Here is a 16,632-nt window from a genome sequence, read left to right on the forward strand (position 1 = left end):
GTGCCGCGCGCTGCGCCTACACTCCGATGCCATGCCAGAAACTCCGCGCAGGGCACGTCAGGCGGCCACCCTCAGCCTGGTGTTCGGCGTCGTGCTGCTGGCCGGCGCCGCGGCCGGCGCCTGGGGCGACCCGGGCGCGCCGGGGCGGCGCGTGTCCGCCGACGCCGCCCCGGCGGCCGTCGCCACCCTCGCGGCGGGCCAGGACCCGGCCGGCGCCGCGCTCTCCGAGCAGCAGGCCGAGCACCTGATCGGCGCCAACGGCGACCGCTGGGGGGCCTACTACAGCGCGCAGGAGTACGCCGAGTTCAGCCAGGGGCTGGACGGCCGCTATCTGGGCGTGGGGCTCTCGGTCGGCCGCGGCCAGGACGGCGTGACCGCGGTCTCGCAGGTGCAGCCGGGCGGGCCGGCGGCCGAGGCCGGGATCGCGGCGGGCGACCGGCTGCTGCGGATCGGGACGGACGAGGCCGACCGCCTGCCCGTCACCGAGGTGGTGGCCCGGCTGCGCGGGCGCGAGGGCGAGCGCCGGGTCGGTTCGGAGGTCGTGCTGGCCGTCCGGCGCGACGAGGGGGAGGTCCGCGAGGTCCGGCTGCGCCGGGCTCTGCTGGACAGCCAGCAGGTCGCGGTCGAGCGGCTGGACCGGGGCGTCGTCCGGATCGCGGTGCGGGCCTTCACCAGCGGCGTGGCCGAACAGGTGCGCGCCGTCCTGCGCGGCCCGCACTCCGGCGTGGTGCTCGACCTGCGCGGCAACTCCGGCGGGCTGGTCGAGGAGGCCGCCGGCACCGCCGCGGCCTTCCTGGACGGCGGCCCGATCGGCTCCTACCAGGAGCGCGGCGAGACCCGGGAGCTGACCGCCCCGGCCGGCGGCGACCAGCGGACCCCGCTGGTGGTGCTGGTGGACGGCGGCACCATGAGCGCGGCCGAACTGCTCACCGGCGCCCTCCAGGACCGCAGCCGGGCCGTCGTGGTGGGCGCCCGGACCTTCGGCAAGGGCACCGTCCAGCAGCCCAGCCGGCTCGCCGACGGCGCGGTGCTGGAACTCACCGTCGGCCGCTACTTCACTCCGTCCGGCCGGTCCCCGGAGGGCGGCGGCCTGACCCCGGACGTTCCCGCGGCCGGCACCGAGGACGCCGGGGCGCTCGCGCTGCGGGTGCTCGCCGGACTGGGGACGCGCACCTAAAGGGGCTGCCCCGACCCCGGCGGAGGTGCGAGAATGCCTGTGCTATGGCAAAGGAAACCGGACAGAAGCTGATCGCGCAGAACAAGAAGGCGCGGCACGAGTACACCATCCTCGACACCTACGAGTGCGGTCTCGTGCTCACCGGCACCGAGGTCAAGTCGCTGAGGGAGGGGCGGGCCAACCTGGTCGACGGCTACGCCTACATCCAGAACCACGAGGCGTGGATCGACAACGTCTTCATCCCCGAGTACACGCAGGGGACGTGGACCAACCACGCGGCGCGGCGCAAGCGCAAGCTGCTGCTGCACAAGCTGGAGATCCGCAAGATCGAGACCAAGGTCCGGGACGCCGGTCACACCCTGGTCCCGCTCTCGCTGTACTTCAAGGACGGCCGGGTGAAGCTCGAACTCGCCCTCGCCGTCGGCAAGAAGCTGTACGACAAGCGCCAGACGCTGCGTGAGAAGCAGGACACCCGCGAGACGGCCCGGGCCGTCGCGGCGGCCAGGCGGCGCCAGCGCTGACACCTCGGCGCCACGGAGTTAATCCGCTGGACCCTTGCCAGTCGCCTCGCGTACTATGGCGCCAGCAACACGGACGGACACCGTCCGAGCTGTTTCTCAACAAAACATGGGGATGATCGGTTTCGACAGGGGACGTCGAAACAGGAGAAGCGAGCCGAGGAACGCGGCAATGATCTCGTTAACCATCTGTCGCAAACAAATAATCGCCAACTCTAAGAGCGATTCCCAGCAGTTCGCTCTCGCTGCCTAATAAGCACCGATAGCGCTTGGGTGTCAGACCGGGGAGTTCCCGACCCGGACCCTGGCATAATCTAGGGAACTCAACCGTCCGCCCGGGCTGCGGGGGTGGATGGGAAATCAAACAGCAGCTGGGCCTGTTGGCGGCTTGTCCGCGTGACCGCCAGGGCCGAGAAACTCACAGCGGACTGCGCTCGGAGAAGTCCTGAATCCACTCCACTGGACCCGGGTTCGATTCCCGGCATCTCCACCACCCCATGTTCACAGTGAAGGCCGTCCACCGCACCGCGGAGGGCGGCCTTCGCGTTTCCGGCTCCCGGTGCGGCGCGCCAGGGGGGTGGCGGCGTAGGATCTTCCGTCCGCTCGTTTCCCAGAGCCGGACTCCCGTTTCAACCACCGAGGCCATGCAGAGCAATACGGACACCACCGCCGCCACCGACTCCGAGACCGTCCGCGAGCGCGAGATCGCCGGCGAGCAGCGCCACCTCGACACGGTCTACCACCGCCTGGAGGAGAAGCTCGCCGAGGCCGAGTACATCCTGGAGGACGCCGCCAAGCGCGTGCACGTCGGCACCCCGGGCGCGCTCGCCGAGCGCGACGCGCAGGTCTACCGGGCCGGCGCGCACCTCCAGCGGCTCAACAACGAGTTCGAGGACTTCCTGTTCGGCCGGATCGACCTCCAGCAGGCCGACGCCCCGGAGGAGCACGGGATCCCCTCCAACACCCCGCTCGACCCGGCCGACCCGGCCGTCGCCGAGACCCTGCACATCGGCCGGCTCGGGGTGCTGGACGCGGAGTACGGCCCACTGGTGATCGACTGGCGGGCACCCGCGGCCGCGCCGTTCTACCGCTCCACCCCGGTGGAGCCGGGCCGGGTCATCCGCCGCCGGGTGATCCGCTCCAAGGGCCGCAAGGTGGTCGGCGTCGAGGACGACCTGCTCCGCCCCGACCTCACCCCCACCCTCGACGGCCGGGAGCTGGCGGTGGTCGGCGACGGTGCGCTGATGGCCTCGCTCGGCCGGGCCCGCAGCCACTCGATGCGCGACATCGTCTCGTCCATCCAGCGGGAGCAGGACGAGGTGATCCGCGCCGCCGCGGCCGGCGCCACCCTGGTCACCGGCGGCCCCGGCACCGGCAAGACCGCCGTCGCCCTGCACCGTGCCGCCTTCCTGCTGTACCAGGACCGGCGCCGCTACGCCGGGGGCATCCTGGTGGTCTCCCCGACCCCGCTGCTGGTCTCGTACACCGAGGGCGTGCTGCCCGCGCTCGGCGAGGAGGGCCAGGTCGCCATCCGTGCGGTCGGCTCGCTGGTGGACGGCATCGAGGCGGGCACCTACGACACCCCGGAGGCGGCCCGGATCAAGGGCTCGGGCCGGATGGTGCAGCTGCTCCGCCGGGCCGCCCGGGGCGCGCTGGAGCTGCGCGCCCCGCAGGAGCTCAAGGTGGTCGCCCGGGGCGAGGTGCTGCGGCTGGACGCGGGCCGGCTGAAGGCCGTGCGCGGCCACGTGATCGGCTCCGGCGGGACCCCGCTGAACCTGCTGCGCCCGCGGGCCCGCCGGCTCCTGCTGGACGCGCTCTGGCAGGAGGCCACCCGCCACCTGCCCAAGCCCGCCGACCACTACGCCCGCGAGCAGCGCCAGGAGGAGAAGGAGGCGTTCGACGAGTACGTCTCGGACGAGGCGTCGTTCCTGGACTTCCTGGACGCCTGGTGGCCCGCCCTGACCCCGCGCGGGGTGCTCGGCACGCTGAAGCAGAGCCGTCACACCAACCGGATCGCCCGCCGCGCCGTCACCCCGGAGGAGGCGAAGGTGCTGGCCGCGTCCTGGCGTCAGCTGGACGGCCGCGGCGAGGGCGCGTTGTCGGCGCACGACGTGGCGCTGGTGGACGAGCTCCAGGTGCTGCTCGGCGAGGCGGCCCGGCCGAAGGTCCGCGAGGTGGACGCGGTGGACCTGCTGAGCGGCCTGGAGGAGGTCACCACCTTCGCCGACCGCAGCTCCAGACAGCGTGAGCGTATGCCGGTGGAGCGCACCGAGTACGCCCACGTGATCGTCGACGAGGCGCAGGACCTCACGCCGATGCAGTGGCGGATGATCGGCCGCCGGGCCCGGATGGCCACCTGGACCATCGTCGGTGATCCGGCGCAGTCCTCGTGGCCGTTCCCCCGGGAGGCGCAGGCCGCGCTGGACGAGGTGCTCTCCGGCAAGCCGCGCCGCCGCTACACGCTGACCGTGAACTACCGGAACCCGGCCGAGATCGCCGAGGTGGCGGCGAAGGTGCTGGCGCTGGCCGCGCCGGGCACGCCGTCGCCGAGCGCGGTGCGCCACGTCGGCGTGGAGCCGCGGTTCGCCGCCGTCACCGACCCGTCGCCGGAGGCCTTCGGCGCGGCGGCCCGGGCCGAGCTGGAGCGACTGCTGGCGGAGGTGGACGGCACCGTGGCGATCGTCGTGCCGATGGACCGCCGGGCCGAGGCGGCCGGCTGGACCGAGGGCCTGGGCGAGCGCGCGGTGGCACTGGGCAGCCTGGAGGCCAAGGGCCTGGAGTACGACGCGACCGTGGTGGCCGACCCGACCGGGATCGCCGGCGAGTCGGAGGCCGGCCTGCGGGTGCTCTACGTGGCGCTGACCCGGGCGACCCAGCGGCTGACCGTGCTCTCCGGCCCGGACGACCTGCCGGACGCGGCCGGAGTGCCGGCGCTTCTGCACGGCTGACGGTCGGTCCGCCGGGACGGCGAAGGCCCCTCACCGACGGTGAGGGGCCTTCAGACGTTGGATGACACCGACCCGCCATGCTCGCCTCGCGGCAAGTGGTCCCTCGAAGGGACGAAGGTTGGGCCCGGGGGCTTGGATCGAGCCGGTGTCCCGTCCAATGTAACGCATCGGCCCGGAGAGGCAAGAAGTTGTCGGATCCGCACACTCAATGAACGTTATTTCTGGCTACCGCTTGGAAGGTGCGACGATCGAGGTCTAGCATGCGCAGGCGATGCCTTCAACAAAATGTTGAGCCTGCCGATGGACGGAAGAAGGAAGCGTCGATGGCGACGGTGCCCAGTGTCTCCAACTCGATCACGGTGCGGCTTGAGGTCCCGGCCCGGGGCAACGCCGTCAGCGCGATCACCACGGCGGTCGAGTCCTCGGGCGGTTCGGTCACCGGCCTCGACGTCACCGCCTCCGGCCTGGAGGCGCTGCGGATCGACGTGACGGTCGCCGCCTCGTCCGTCGCCCACGGCGAGGAGATCGTCGAGAAGCTCCGCACCATCGACGGCGTGTCGATCGGCAAGGTCTCCGACCGCACCTTCCTGATGCACCTCGGCGGCAAGATCGAGATGTCCTCGAAGCTGCCGATCCGCAACCGCGACGACCTCAGCATGATCTACACCCCGGGTGTCGCCCGGGTCTGCATGGCGATCGCCGAGAACCCCGAGGACGCCCGCCGCCTCACCATCAAGCGCAACAGCGTGGCCGTGGTCACCGACGGCTCCGCGGTGCTCGGCCTGGGGAACATCGGCCCGGCCGCCGCGCTGCCGGTGATGGAGGGCAAGGCGGCCCTGTTCAAGCGCTTCGCGGGCATCGACGCCTGGCCGATCTGCCTGGACACCCAGGACACCGACGAGATCGTGGCCATCGTCAAGGCGATCGCCCCGGGCTTCGCCGGCATCAACCTGGAGGACATCTCCGCGCCGCGCTGCTTCGAGATCGAGGCGCGGCTGCGCGAGGCGCTGGACATCCCGGTCTTCCACGACGACCAGCACGGCACCGCGATCGTGGTGCTGGCGGCGCTCACCAACGCGCTCAAGGTGGTCGGCAAGGGGATCGGCGACATCCGGGTCGTCATGTCCGGCGCGGGCGCCGCCGGTACCGCGATCCTCAAGCTGCTGCTGGCGGCCGGCGTCGAGCACGCCACGGTCGCGGACGTGCGCGGCGTGGTCCACCAGGGCCGCGACGACCTCAACGAGAACCTGCGCTGGATCGCCGACCACACCAACCGCTCGGGCCGCACCGGCAGCCTCAAGGAGGCCGTGGCGGGCGCCGACGTCTTCATCGGCGTCTCGGCCCCGAACCTGCTGGACGGCGACGACATCGCCACGATGGCGGAGGGCGCGATCGTCTTCGCGCTGGCCAACCCGGACCCGGAGGTCGACCCGGCGGTGGCCCGGCAGACGGCCGCGGTGGTCGCCACCGGCCGCAGCGACTTCCCGAACCAGATCAACAACGTGCTGGTCTTCCCGGGCGTGTTCCGCGGCCTGCTGGACGCCCAGAGCCGGACGGTCAACACCGAGATGATGATCGCCGCCGCCCGGGCACTGGCCACCACCGTCGCGGACGACGAGCTGAACGCGAACTACATCATCCCCAGCGTCTTCCACAAGGACGTCGCCAAGACGGTGGCGTCGGCCGTCCGCGAGGCCGCGCTGGCGGGTGCTCAGGAGGCCCCCGCGGCGGCCCGTCCGACCCCGGGCATCGTCGGCACGCTCGACACCGCCTCCTTCCCCTCCGTCAAGCTCTGACGGGACCCCGCGGCCCGTGTCGCGGATCGACCAAATGTCCGAATAGCACGCATGGCGGCCCAGGCCCGCCCCGAACCCTTGCGACACAAGGGCGAGGGGCGTGTTTGGGCTTGTCAGTCCTAGGGCGTACGGTAGCCCTGCACGGGGCAGGCGTGTCCGACAAGTACGGAACGTCCCCCTGGTCTTCCGGCGAGTCGTCCCGACCGCCGTCCGCGCCCGGTCCGCCGGAGCCGACGGAGCGTCACACCTCCAACGGGCGGGCGATGTTCGGGTGGCTCGGTCGGGGCCCGATTGGCTTTCTCGGGGCCGGTCGGGGCAGGATTCGTATTCAGGCAGGCGGGCGGGCCTTCGAAGGCTCCGGCGCGCGGCATCGGGTACGGACCCGGCCTGCGACCACGCATTGCCTGCATGAGCACAGTGTGCGGACCTGCGGCCTATCCGGGTGCCCCCCGGTGGGAGCACCGATGGGCCCCCGCACACCGCAAGCGAACAGACCACAGGAGTACACATGAACCGCAGTGAGCTGGTGGCCGCGCTGTCCGAGCGCGCCGAGGTGACCCGCAAGGACGCCGACGCCGTTCTGGCCGCCTTCGCCGAGATCGTCGGCGAGGTCGTCGCCAAGGGCGACGAGAAGGTCACCATCCCCGGTTTCCTGACCTTCGAGCGCACCCACCGCGCTGCCCGCACCGCCCGCAACCCGCAGACCGGCGAGCCGATCCAGATCGCGGCCGGCTACAGCGCCAAGGTGAGCGCGGGCTCCAAGCTCAAGGAAGCCGCCAAGGGCGCCTGAGCAACCCCTTGAACGCCGAGAGGCCGGGTCCCCGGAAGGGGGCCCGGCCTCTCGCCGTGGGTCGGGTGCCGGTCAGGCGTCGATCAGCTGCTCGGTGGGCAGCTCGACGTGGGCGCCGAGGTCCCGCAGCTTCTCCATGAAGTTCTCGTAGCCGCGGTTGATCAGGTCGATGCCGTGCACGGTCGAGGTGCCCTCGGCCGCCAGCGCCGCGATCAGGTACGAGAAGCCGCCCCGCAGGTCCGGGATGACCAGCTCGGAGCCGATCAGCTTGGACGGGCCGGAGACGACCGCGGAGTGCAGGAAGTTGCGGGCGCCGAAGCGGCACGGGGTGGCGCCGAGGCACTCGCGGTAGAGCTGGATGTGTGCGCCCATCTGGTTCAGCGCGCCGGTGAAGCCGAGCCGCGACTCGTACACCGTCTCGTGCACGATGGACAGGCCGGTCGCCTGGGTCAGCGCGACCACCAGCGGCTGCTGCCAGTCGGTCTGGAAGCCGGGGTGGACGTCGGTCTCCAGCGCGATCGCCTTGAGCTCGCCGCCCGGGTGCCAGAACCGGATGCCCTCGTCGTCCACCTCGAAGGCGCCACCGACCTTCCGGAAGGTGTTGAGGAAGGTCATCATCTCCAGCTGGCGGGCGCCGCGGACGTAGATGTCGCCCTTGGTGGCCAGCGCCGCGCAGGCCCAGGAGGCGGACTCCAGGCGGTCCGGCAGCGCGCGGTGGGTGTAGCCGCCCAGCTCGTCGACGCCGGTGATCAGGATGGTCCGGTCGGTGCCCATCGAGATGATCGCGCCCATCTTCTGCAGCACGCAGATCAGGTCGACGATCTCCGGCTCGATGGCCGCGTTGCGCAGCTCGGTGACGCCCTCGGCGAGGACGGCGGTGAGCAGCACCTGCTCGGTGGCGCCGACCGACGGGTACGGCAGCTCGATCCGGGTGCCGCGCAGCCGCTGCTGGGCGACCAGGTAGGTGCCCTGCGGGTGCTTCTCGATGGTGGCGCCGAACTGGCGGAGCACCTCGAAGTGGAAGTCGACCGGGCGGCCGCCGATGTCGCAGCCGCCCAGGCCCGGGATGAAGGCGTGGCCGAGGCGGTGCAGCAGCGGGCCGCAGAACAGGATCGGGATGCGTGAGGAGCCGGCGTGCGCGTCGATGTCCGCGACGTTGGCGCTCTCCACGTGGGACGGGTCGAGGATCAGCTCGCCGTCCTCGTCGCCGGTGCGCACGGTGACACCGTGCAGCTGGAGCAGTCCGCGGACCACCTTCACGTCGCGGATGTCCGGGACGTTGCGCAGTCTGCTGGGGCCCTGCCCGAGCAGGGCGGCGACCATGGCCTTGGGGACCAGGTTCTTCGCACCACGGACGCGGATTTCGCCTTCGAGCGGGTTTCCGCCGTGGACCAGCAGGACGTCGTCGGTCATCGTTCTCGCAATCCGGGGTGCCAGAGGAGTGGGTGGGGCTCCGGAACGGGAGCCGGGCGGTGGACCGGTCGTACGGGCGCGTTCGGGCCCCCGGCGTGACCGAGTCGGCACCGCATAAGGGCGTCCACCATCAGTAGATGGTAGTGGGCGTCCAGGTGGTTCCCGTGAGCCTCTCCCGTGATGGTGCTCTCGCCGGGTGGTGTCGCGCCCGCCGGTGCGTCCGTACGGGTGTTCGTGCGGCGTGGCGGCGGCGGTCCGGACGGCCTTCGTGTTGCGGTGTCCGCCCCCGGCCGTTCTGCGGGATCATGTGAGGCATGACGGCGGCCCATTCGCACGGAGACCGGTCCCACACCGGCCGTTTGCTCGTCGCGACCCCCGTGCTCACCGACCCGAACTTCGCCCGGGCGGTGGTGCTCCTCCTCGACCACGACGCCGAGGGGGCGCTCGGTGTCGTCCTGAACAGACCGACCCCGGTCGAGGTGGGCAGCGTGCTGGACGGCTGGGGCGGGCTGGTCGGCCGGCCGGCCGTGGTGTTCCAGGGCGGGCCGGTGGCGCTGGACTCGGCGCTCGGCCTGGCGGTGGCACCGGGGGAGCCGGGCACCGTCGAGCCGCTCGGCTGGCGGCGGGTGCACGGCGCGATCGGCCTGGTGGACCTGGAGGCGCCGCCCGAGGTGCTGGCCGGCGAGCTCGGCGGGCTGAGGATCTTCGCCGGGTACGCGGGCTGGTCTCCGGGGCAGCTGGAGGCGGAGATCTCCTCCGGCGCCTGGTACCTGGTCGACTGTGAGCCGGGCGACATCTCCAGCCCGGAGCCGGAGCGGCTCTGGCGCTCGGTGCTGCGCCGTCAGCGCGGCCCGCTGGCACTCCTGGCGACGTACCCGGACGACCCCACGCTGAACTGAGCCCGGACGTCGCCGGCGGGCCGTTCCCCCGTTCGGCCGGGACGCGGCGACCGGCCGCCGGGCCCGACACTGGCCCGGTTTCCCGGACCGCCCATAGACTTGGCACTCATGAGCACTCTTGAGCCCGAGCGCGGCCTCGGCACCGGCACCCTGGTCGAGCCCGTCCCGCAGGTGTCCCACGGGGACGGCGACCACGAGCGCTTCGCGCACTACGTCCAGAAGGACAAGATCATGGAGAGCGCGCTCTCCGGATCTCCCGTGGTGGCGCTCTGCGGCAAGGTGTGGGTTCCCGGGCGGGACCCGAAGAAGTATCCGGTCTGCCCGATGTGCAAGGAGATCTACGACGGCATCGGCAAGCCGCAGGGCGGCGACGGCGACAAGTAGCGGACCGTCCGGCCGGGACCGTTCCGCATCGCGACACGTGCGCGAATTGGTCTATGCCAGTTGACCGCGCCGGGGGCAGGATGACGGGATGGACCTCATTCCCGCCCCCCTGGGCTCCGTCCGCCTCCCGGACCGGGACTTCCCGCTGGACCGCGCCACCACCCTCACCGCTCCGCCCGCACTGGCCGGGGCGGAGCGGTGGCTGCGGTCCGCACTGACCGCCGCGACCGGCCTGCCGCTCACCCCCGGGCGGCCCGGCGAGGGCATCGAGCTGGTCCACGACGAGGCGCTGGCCGGCGAGGCGTACCGGCTCTCGGTGCGTCCGGGCCGTGCCGTGATCACCGCCGGTGGCCCGGCCGGCGCGCTCTGGGGTGCCCAGACGCTGCGCCGGCTGCTCGGCCCGGACGCCTACCGGCGGGCGCCGCTGCGCGCCGGCGGCTGGGTGCTCCCGGGCACCGACATCGAGGACGCTCCGCGCTTCCGCTGGCGCGGCGCGCTGCTGGACGTCGCCCGGCACTTCCTGCCCAAGGCCGACGTGCTGCGCTTCGTCGACCAGCTCTCCACTCACAAGCTCAACGTGCTGCACCTGCACCTGACCGACGACCAGGGCTGGCGGGTGGAGATCAAGCGCTACCCGCGGCTCACCGAGCGGGCCTCCTGGCGGGAGCGCTCGATGGTCGGCTACCGGGCCGGGCGGCGTCGCGACGACCGGCCGCACGGCGGCTTCTACACCCAGGACGACCTGCGCGAGATCGTCGCGTACGCCGCCGAGCGGGCGGTCACCGTCGTCCCGGAGATCGACCTGCCGGGCCACACCCAGGCGGCCGTCGCCGCCTACCCGGAGCTGGGCAACGCCGACGTGGTGGACACCGCGGCGCTGGGCGTCTGGACCGACTGGGGCGTCAGCCACAACGTGCTCAACCCCTCCGAGGCCACCCTGCGCTTCTTCGAGGGCGTGCTGGAGGAGGTCCTGGAGGTCTTCCCGTCCGAGTTCATCCACCTCGGCGGCGACGAGTGCCCGAAGGAGCAGTGGAAGGAGAGCCCGGCCGCCCAGGCGCGGATCCGGGAGCTGGGGCTGGCCAACGAGGACGAGCTGCAGAGCCACCTGATCCGGCACTTCGACCGCTGGCTGGCCGACCGCGGCCGCCGGCTGATCGGCTGGGACGAGATCCTGGAGGGCTGGCCGACCGCCGCCGCGCCTCCGGCGGGCGCGGCGGTGCCGGCCGCCGAACGCCCCGGGGCGGGGTGGTGCTCGCGCGCGGCGGTCTCGTCCTGGCGGGGCTTCGGCGGCGGGATCGCGGCCGCGCGGGCCGGGCACGACGTGGTGATGTGCCCCGAGCAGCACGTCTACCTCGACCACCGGCAGGCCGACGGCCCGGACGAGCCGATCCCGGTCGGCTTCGTGCGCACCCTGGAGGACGTCTACCGCTTCGAGCCGGTGCCGGCGGAGCTGGACGAGGCCGCGGCCCGGCGGGTGATCGGCACCCAGGCCAACCTGTGGAGCGAGTTCATGGACAGTGCCCGGGACATCGACTACCGGGCCTTCCCCCGGCTCGCCGCCTTCGCCGAGGTCGCCTGGTCCGCCCTGCCCGCCGACCCGGCCGCGCGGGACTTCGCCGGCTTCGAGCGCCGGATGGCGTCCCACCTGGAGGTGCTGGACGCGCTCGGGGTGGAGTACCGCCCGGCCGGCGGTCCGCACCCCTGGCAGAGGTGGCCCGGCGTGGCCGGCCGGCCGATCGACGGGCCGCCGCCGGCGGTCTGAATCCCGGCCCGACCCCGGCGGTGGGGGCGGGGGAACTTCTGAGCGGCCGTCGGACGTCAAGAACAGATGAACATCTGCTCCGGTCCGGTCCGGATCGGAGCAGATACCGCCCGGTATCCGTCCCAATCGGGCAGTCCCGTTCGCCGGCCCCGAAATGATCATCGAGCATTGTGTGCCAGAGTTGCCCAACCCGGCCCGATCGCCCGTACCCTACGGGCCAGGCCGGGCTGCCGACGCGGACACCCGGCCGAGGGCCGCGGGCGGCAGGCGATCGATGAGCAAGTGGAGCACGGTGGGACCCAGGTGAACCGGACGATCATGCTGCCGGCCTCCCTCGACGAGGCCGTGGACGCGCTGGCCGCTCACCCGGCCGCGGTGCCGGTGGCCGGCGCCACCGACCTGATGGAGGCCGTCAACGCCGGACGCCTCCGCCCCGCCGCCCTGATCGGCCTCGGCCGGATCACCGAACTGCGCGGCTGGCGCTACGAGGACGGCGGCACCGCCGTGCTCGGCGCGGGGCTCACCCACGCCAGGATGGACCGCCCCGACTTCGCCGCCCTCATCCCCGCCCTCGCCGACGCCGCCCGCACCGCCGGCCCCCCGCAGGTGCGCAACGTCGGCACCCTCGGCGGCAACATCGCCACCGCCGCCCCGACCGGCGACACCCTCCCGGTGCTCGCCGCGCTGGAAGCCAGCGTCACCCTCGCCCGGGCCGGTGCCAGCCGCGAGGTCCCGGTCAGCCACCTGCTCACCGGCCTCGACCCGCTGCGCCCGGGCGAACTGCTCACCTGGGTGCGTGTCCCGCTGCTGCACGCCCCGCAGGTCTTCCTCAAGGCCACCGGCCGCAGCGGCCCGGCCCGCGCCACCGCCTCGGTCGCCCTCGTCCTGGACCCCGCCCGGCGCGCCGTGCGCTGCGCCGTCGGCGCCGTCGCCCCGGTGCCGCTGCGCCCGCTGGAGGCCGAGGCCTGGGTGGCCGGCTGCATCGACTGGGACGGCAGCCGGGAGATCGACCCCGCCGCGACGGCCGCGTTCGGCGAGTACGTGGCCGCCGCCTGCGTCCCGGACGGCTACGGCGCCGAAGGTGCCTGGGAGGCCGTGACCGAGGGGCCGAGCGCGGCCGCCGTCCGGCTGCGGCGTACCGTATCGGTGCTGGCCCGCCGGGCACTGGGAAGGGCGCTGAAGTGACCACTGACCCCATCGAGACCCTCGACGCGGGCGCGTTCGACCACGCGCCGCAGGTCAGCCGCGAGCTGCGCCCCTGCGCCTCGTACACCCTGCGGGTCAACGGTTTCGAACGGCCCGTCACCGACGCCTGGATCGGCGAGAGCCTGCTCTACGTGCTGCGCGAGCGCCTCGGCCTGGCCGGCGCCAAGGACGGCTGCGAGCAGGGCGAGTGCGGCGCCTGCTCGGTGCAGGTGGACGGCCAGCTGGTCGCCGGCTGCCTCGTCCCGGCCGCGCTGGCCGCGGACAGCGAGATCAACACCGTCGAGGGCCTGTCGGCCGGAGGCGGCGCCAGCGACGTCCAGCAGGCGCTGGCCGAGTCCGGCGCGGTGCAGTGCGGTTACTGCGCCCCCGGCATGGCGATGGCCGTGCACGACCTGCTGCAGCGCAACCACCGGCCCACCGAGGTCGAGGCCCGGCAGGCGCTCTGCGGCAACCTCTGCCGCTGCACCGGCTACCGGGGCGTGCTGGCCGCGGTGCAGAACGTCGCCGACGCGCGCGCGGTCGAGGCCGAGGAGGCGGAGGCGGAGGCGGCGCTCGCCGCGGAGGCGGCCGCCGAGGGCGCCGACCCGGCCGCGGCGCAGGAGCCGGAGCAGCCGGCCGACCCGCCGGTGTACACCGACGAGGACGCCTGGATCGAGCACGTCCCGCAACCGCCGGCCGAGGAGACGCCGACCACCGCGGGCACCGGCGTCGGCGTCGGCATGCAGTACGGCACCCCCGACGGCCTGGGCGGCTACGACACCGGCGTCTACGACACCGGGGTGCTGCCGCAGGTGCACGGCATCCCGGCGCAGGGCGGCGAGCCGTCCGGCTACTACCCGCAGCCCGGCTTCCCGGAGCAGGCCGGCTACCCCGAGCAGGCCGGCTACCCGGAGCAGGCCGGCTACGCGCCGGCCGGTCCGGGCAACACCCCGGCCCACGGCACCTACCTGCCCGGCGGCGGGCCCGAGGGCGGCTACCCGGACCAGGGCTACCCGCAGCAGCCCGGCTACGACGCCTCGACCTACGACGGCCCGGTCTACGAGCCGACCCCGGCCCACGGCACCCCGGTCCCCGGCTCCGAGGGCGCCGCCTTCGACGGCCCCGCGTTCACCGGCCCCGCGTTCGACGGCACCGGGTACGAGGGCACCCCCGCGCACGGCACGCCGTACGTCCCCGCGCCCCCGCTCGGCGCGCCGGCCGAGGGCGCCGCCCCCTACGGCGCCAACCCCGCCGGCGTCCCGTACGGCGCCACCCCCGCCCACGGCATCCGGCTCCCCGAGGACGACCACGCATCATGACGTCGCCTACCGACATCGGCGCAGCACCCCAGCAGGACGGCGGCGAGGGCGGCGCACCGGAGCCGTTCGGGCTCGGCAGCTCCCCGCTGCGCAGCGACGCGCTGCCCAAGGCGCTCGGCATCTACCCCTACGCCGCCGACCTCTGGGCCGAGGGCCTGCTCTGGGGTGCGGTGCTGCGCTCGCCGTACCCGCACGCCCGGATCAGGGGCATCGACACCTCCGCCGCGCTCGCCCTGCCCGGTGTGCACGCCGTGGTGACCGCCGCCGACCTGCCCGAGGGCCCGGACGGCAGCCCCGACGGCGCCCCGGCCGGGCCGATCGTCGCCGACCGGCCGGTCCTGGCCGCCGGAGTGGTCCGCCACCACGGCGAGCCGGTCGCGGCGGTCGCCGCCGACCACCCGGACACCGCCCGCCTCGCCGTCGGCCTGATCGCCGTCGACTACGAGCCGCTGGAGGCCGTCACCGACCCCGAGCAGGCCTTCACCGCCGCGCCGCTGCACCCGGACGGCAACCTGTTCCGGCACCTGCCGCTGCGCACCGGGGATCCCGAGGCGGCCGGCGAGATCGTGGTCGAGGGCCTCTACCAGGTCGGTCGGCAGGACCCGGCGCCGCTCGGCGCCGAGGCCGGCCTCGCCGTGCCGCGCCCGGACGGCGGCGTGGAACTGCACCTGTCCTCCACCGACCCGCACGGGGACCGCGACCGCACCGCCGGCTGCCTCGGCCTGGAGCCGGACCGGGTCCGGCTGGTCGTCACCGGCGTGCCCGGGGCCACGTCCGACCGCGAGGACCTCTCCTTCCAGGTCACCCTGGCGCTGCTGGCGCTGCGCACCGGGCGGCCGGTGAAGATGACCCTCACCCGCGAGGAGTCCTTCCACACCCACACCTCGCGCCACCCCGCGCTGCTGCGCTACCGCCACCACGCCGACGCCGAGGGCAGGCTGGTCAAGGTCGAGGCGCAGATCCTGCTGGACGGCGGCGCGTACGCGGACGTCTCGGCCGAGGCCCTGGCCGCCGCCACCGCGTTCTCGGTCGGCCCCTACGTCTGCCCGAACGTCTTCGTGGACGCCTGGGCCGTGCGCACCAACAACCCGCCGGCCGGCCGGATGCGCGGCGAGGGCGCCCTGCAGGCGTGCTTCGCCTACGAGTCGCAGCTCGACCAGCTGGCCGCCCGGGTCGGCATCGACCCGGTGGAGATCCGCCGCCGCAACGCGATGGCCACCGGCGACCCGATGCCCACCGGACAGGCCGTCACGTGCCCCGCACCGGTGGCCGCACTGCTGGACGCGGTCTCCTCCGAGCCGCTGCCCGCGCTCCCGGTGGACGACCCGGACGCCGAGTGGCTGCTGCCGGGCGGTCCGGGCGGCGCCGGCGACCCGGCGGCGGTGCGGCGCGGCATCGGCTACGCGGTGGGCATGGTGCACATGCTGGGCGCCGAGGGCGAGGACGAGGTCTCGACCGCGACGGTGCGGGTCAGCGGCGACCACGCCACGGTGATCTGCGCCGCCGTCGACTCCGGCCAGGGCTTCGCCACGCTGGCCCGGCAGATCGTGCAGTCGGTGCTGGGCGTCAGCGAGGTCTACATCGCCCCGGCCGACAGCGACCAGTCGATCGCCGGGCCCTCCGCGCGCGGCCGGCACACCTGGGTCTCCGGCGGTGCGGTGGAGCGGGCCGCGCTGATGGTCCGCCACCAGCTGCTGCAGCCGATCGCCGCCAACTTCGGGATGTCGGCCGAGCTGCTGCAGATCGCCGACGGCAAGATCACCTCCTACGACGGGGTGCTGGGCATGCCGGTCGCCGAGGCGCTGGAGGGCAAGGAGCTCTGGGCGACCGCGCAGTGCCGGCCGCATCCGACCGAGCCGCTGGACGAGGACGGCCAGGGCGACGCCTTCGTCTCGATCGCCTTCTGCGCGATGCGGGCGGTGGTGGACGTGGACATCGAACTCGGCGCGGTCCGGGTGGTGGACGTGACGGTCGCCCAGGACGTCGGCCGGGCGCTCAACCCGCGTCAGATCGAGGACCGGATCGAGGCGGGCGTCGCCCAGGGCATCGGCCTGGCCCTGCTGGAGGACCTGCGCACCGAGGGCGGCCGGCTGGTCAACCCCTCGCTCACCGGCTACCGGATGCCGACCTCGCTGGACACCCCGGAGGTGCGGATCGCGGCCCTGCTGGAGGAGCGGGACGTGGTGGCCACCTTCGGTGCCAAGGCGGTCAGCGCGGTGCCGGCCGTGGTCGCTCCGGCCGCGGTGGCGGCGGCGGTCCGTGCGGCCACCGGGCTGCCCGTCGGCCGCCTGCCGATCCGGCCCGAGGACGCCGTCACGGCCTGAGCGTGCAGGGCCGGGCGGAACCGCGCCCGGCCCGCCGCCCGCTCCCGGGCGGCCCGCGCGGGAATTCCTGGTCAATTGCACGAAGAATTGCCGGGCGGCGCATTTCGCGCCGACCGG

General features: G+C 73.7%; 11 protein-coding genes, 1 other RNA gene and 1 pseudogene. 12 read left to right on the forward strand and 1 reads right to left on the reverse strand.

Annotated features, from left to right (window positions below; translation table 11 throughout):
• The first annotated feature begins 31 nt into the window (after positions 1-31).
• The 6 genes from ACF9IK_RS22825 (at position 32) to ACF9IK_RS22850 (ending at position 7,229) form a co-directional block, all read left to right on the forward strand.
• Positions 32-1,177: a S41 family peptidase gene (locus ACF9IK_RS22825; protein ID WP_395295984.1), complete on the forward strand. Its 1,146-nt coding sequence runs from the start codon at positions 32-34 to the stop codon at positions 1,175-1,177.
• 44 nt (positions 1,178-1,221) lie between these two features.
• Positions 1,222-1,698 (forward strand): SsrA-binding protein SmpB, encoded by a 477-nt coding sequence (gene smpB / locus ACF9IK_RS22830; RefSeq protein ID WP_224282587.1) that lies wholly within the window; start codon positions 1,222-1,224, stop codon positions 1,696-1,698.
• A 108-nt stretch (positions 1,699-1,806) separates the two neighbouring features.
• Positions 1,807-2,188, forward strand: a transfer-messenger RNA (tmRNA) gene (ssrA, locus tag ACF9IK_RS22835).
• 151 nt (positions 2,189-2,339) lie between these two features.
• Positions 2,340-4,643, forward strand: coding sequence for a HelD family protein (locus ACF9IK_RS22840; protein ID WP_395295985.1), 2,304 nt, complete (start codon positions 2,340-2,342; stop codon positions 4,641-4,643).
• Positions 4,644-4,966: 323 nt separating this feature from the next.
• Positions 4,967-6,439 (forward strand): NAD-dependent malic enzyme, encoded by a 1,473-nt coding sequence (locus ACF9IK_RS22845; RefSeq protein WP_395295986.1) that lies wholly within the window; start codon positions 4,967-4,969, stop codon positions 6,437-6,439.
• 508 nt (positions 6,440-6,947) lie between these two features.
• Positions 6,948-7,229, forward strand: a complete 282-nt coding sequence (locus ACF9IK_RS22850; protein ID WP_030059737.1) for an HU family DNA-binding protein — start codon at positions 6,948-6,950, stop codon at positions 7,227-7,229.
• A 72-nt stretch (positions 7,230-7,301) separates the two neighbouring features.
• Here the strand turns inward: ACF9IK_RS22850 and murA are convergent, their stop codons facing one another.
• Positions 7,302-8,642 carry a UDP-N-acetylglucosamine 1-carboxyvinyltransferase gene (murA, locus tag ACF9IK_RS22855; protein ID WP_395295987.1) on the reverse strand — a complete coding sequence of 447 codons (1,341 nt, stop codon included), beginning with the start codon at positions 8,640-8,642 and terminating at the stop codon, positions 7,302-7,304.
• A 314-nt stretch (positions 8,643-8,956) separates the two neighbouring features.
• Between murA and ACF9IK_RS22860 the strand changes: the two genes are divergently transcribed.
• The 6 genes and pseudogenes from ACF9IK_RS22860 (at position 8,957) to ACF9IK_RS22885 (ending at position 16,515) form a co-directional block, all read left to right on the forward strand.
• A complete protein-coding gene (locus ACF9IK_RS22860) occupies positions 8,957-9,541 on the forward strand; it encodes a YqgE/AlgH family protein (RefSeq protein WP_313763989.1) in 585 nt (194 codons plus the stop codon).
• Positions 9,542-9,649: 108 nt separating this feature from the next.
• Positions 9,650-9,925 (forward strand): DUF3039 domain-containing protein, encoded by a 276-nt coding sequence (locus tag ACF9IK_RS22865; protein WP_238862815.1) that lies wholly within the window; start codon positions 9,650-9,652, stop codon positions 9,923-9,925.
• A gap of 88 nt (positions 9,926-10,013) precedes the next feature.
• On the forward strand, positions 10,014-11,687 hold the full coding sequence (locus ACF9IK_RS22870; protein WP_395295988.1) for a beta-N-acetylhexosaminidase: 1,674 nt from the start codon (positions 10,014-10,016) through the stop codon (positions 11,685-11,687).
• A 318-nt stretch (positions 11,688-12,005) separates the two neighbouring features.
• Positions 12,006-12,872, forward strand: coding sequence for an FAD binding domain-containing protein (locus ACF9IK_RS22875; RefSeq protein WP_395298657.1), 867 nt, complete (start codon positions 12,006-12,008; stop codon positions 12,870-12,872).
• Positions 12,873-12,943: 71 nt separating this feature from the next.
• A pseudogene (locus ACF9IK_RS37065) lies at positions 12,944-13,516 on the forward strand ((2Fe-2S)-binding protein); the annotation flags it as partial.
• A 671-nt stretch (positions 13,517-14,187) separates the two neighbouring features.
• Positions 14,188-16,515, forward strand: coding sequence for a xanthine dehydrogenase family protein molybdopterin-binding subunit (locus ACF9IK_RS22885; RefSeq protein WP_395295990.1), 2,328 nt, complete (start codon positions 14,188-14,190; stop codon positions 16,513-16,515).
• Positions 16,516-16,632 lie beyond the last annotated feature (117 nt).

Origin of the sequence: Kitasatospora hibisci (assembly GCF_043950205.1) — a bacterium.
In the GTDB taxonomy this organism is placed as follows: Bacteria; Actinomycetota; Actinomycetes; order Streptomycetales; family Streptomycetaceae; genus Kitasatospora; species Kitasatospora hibisci.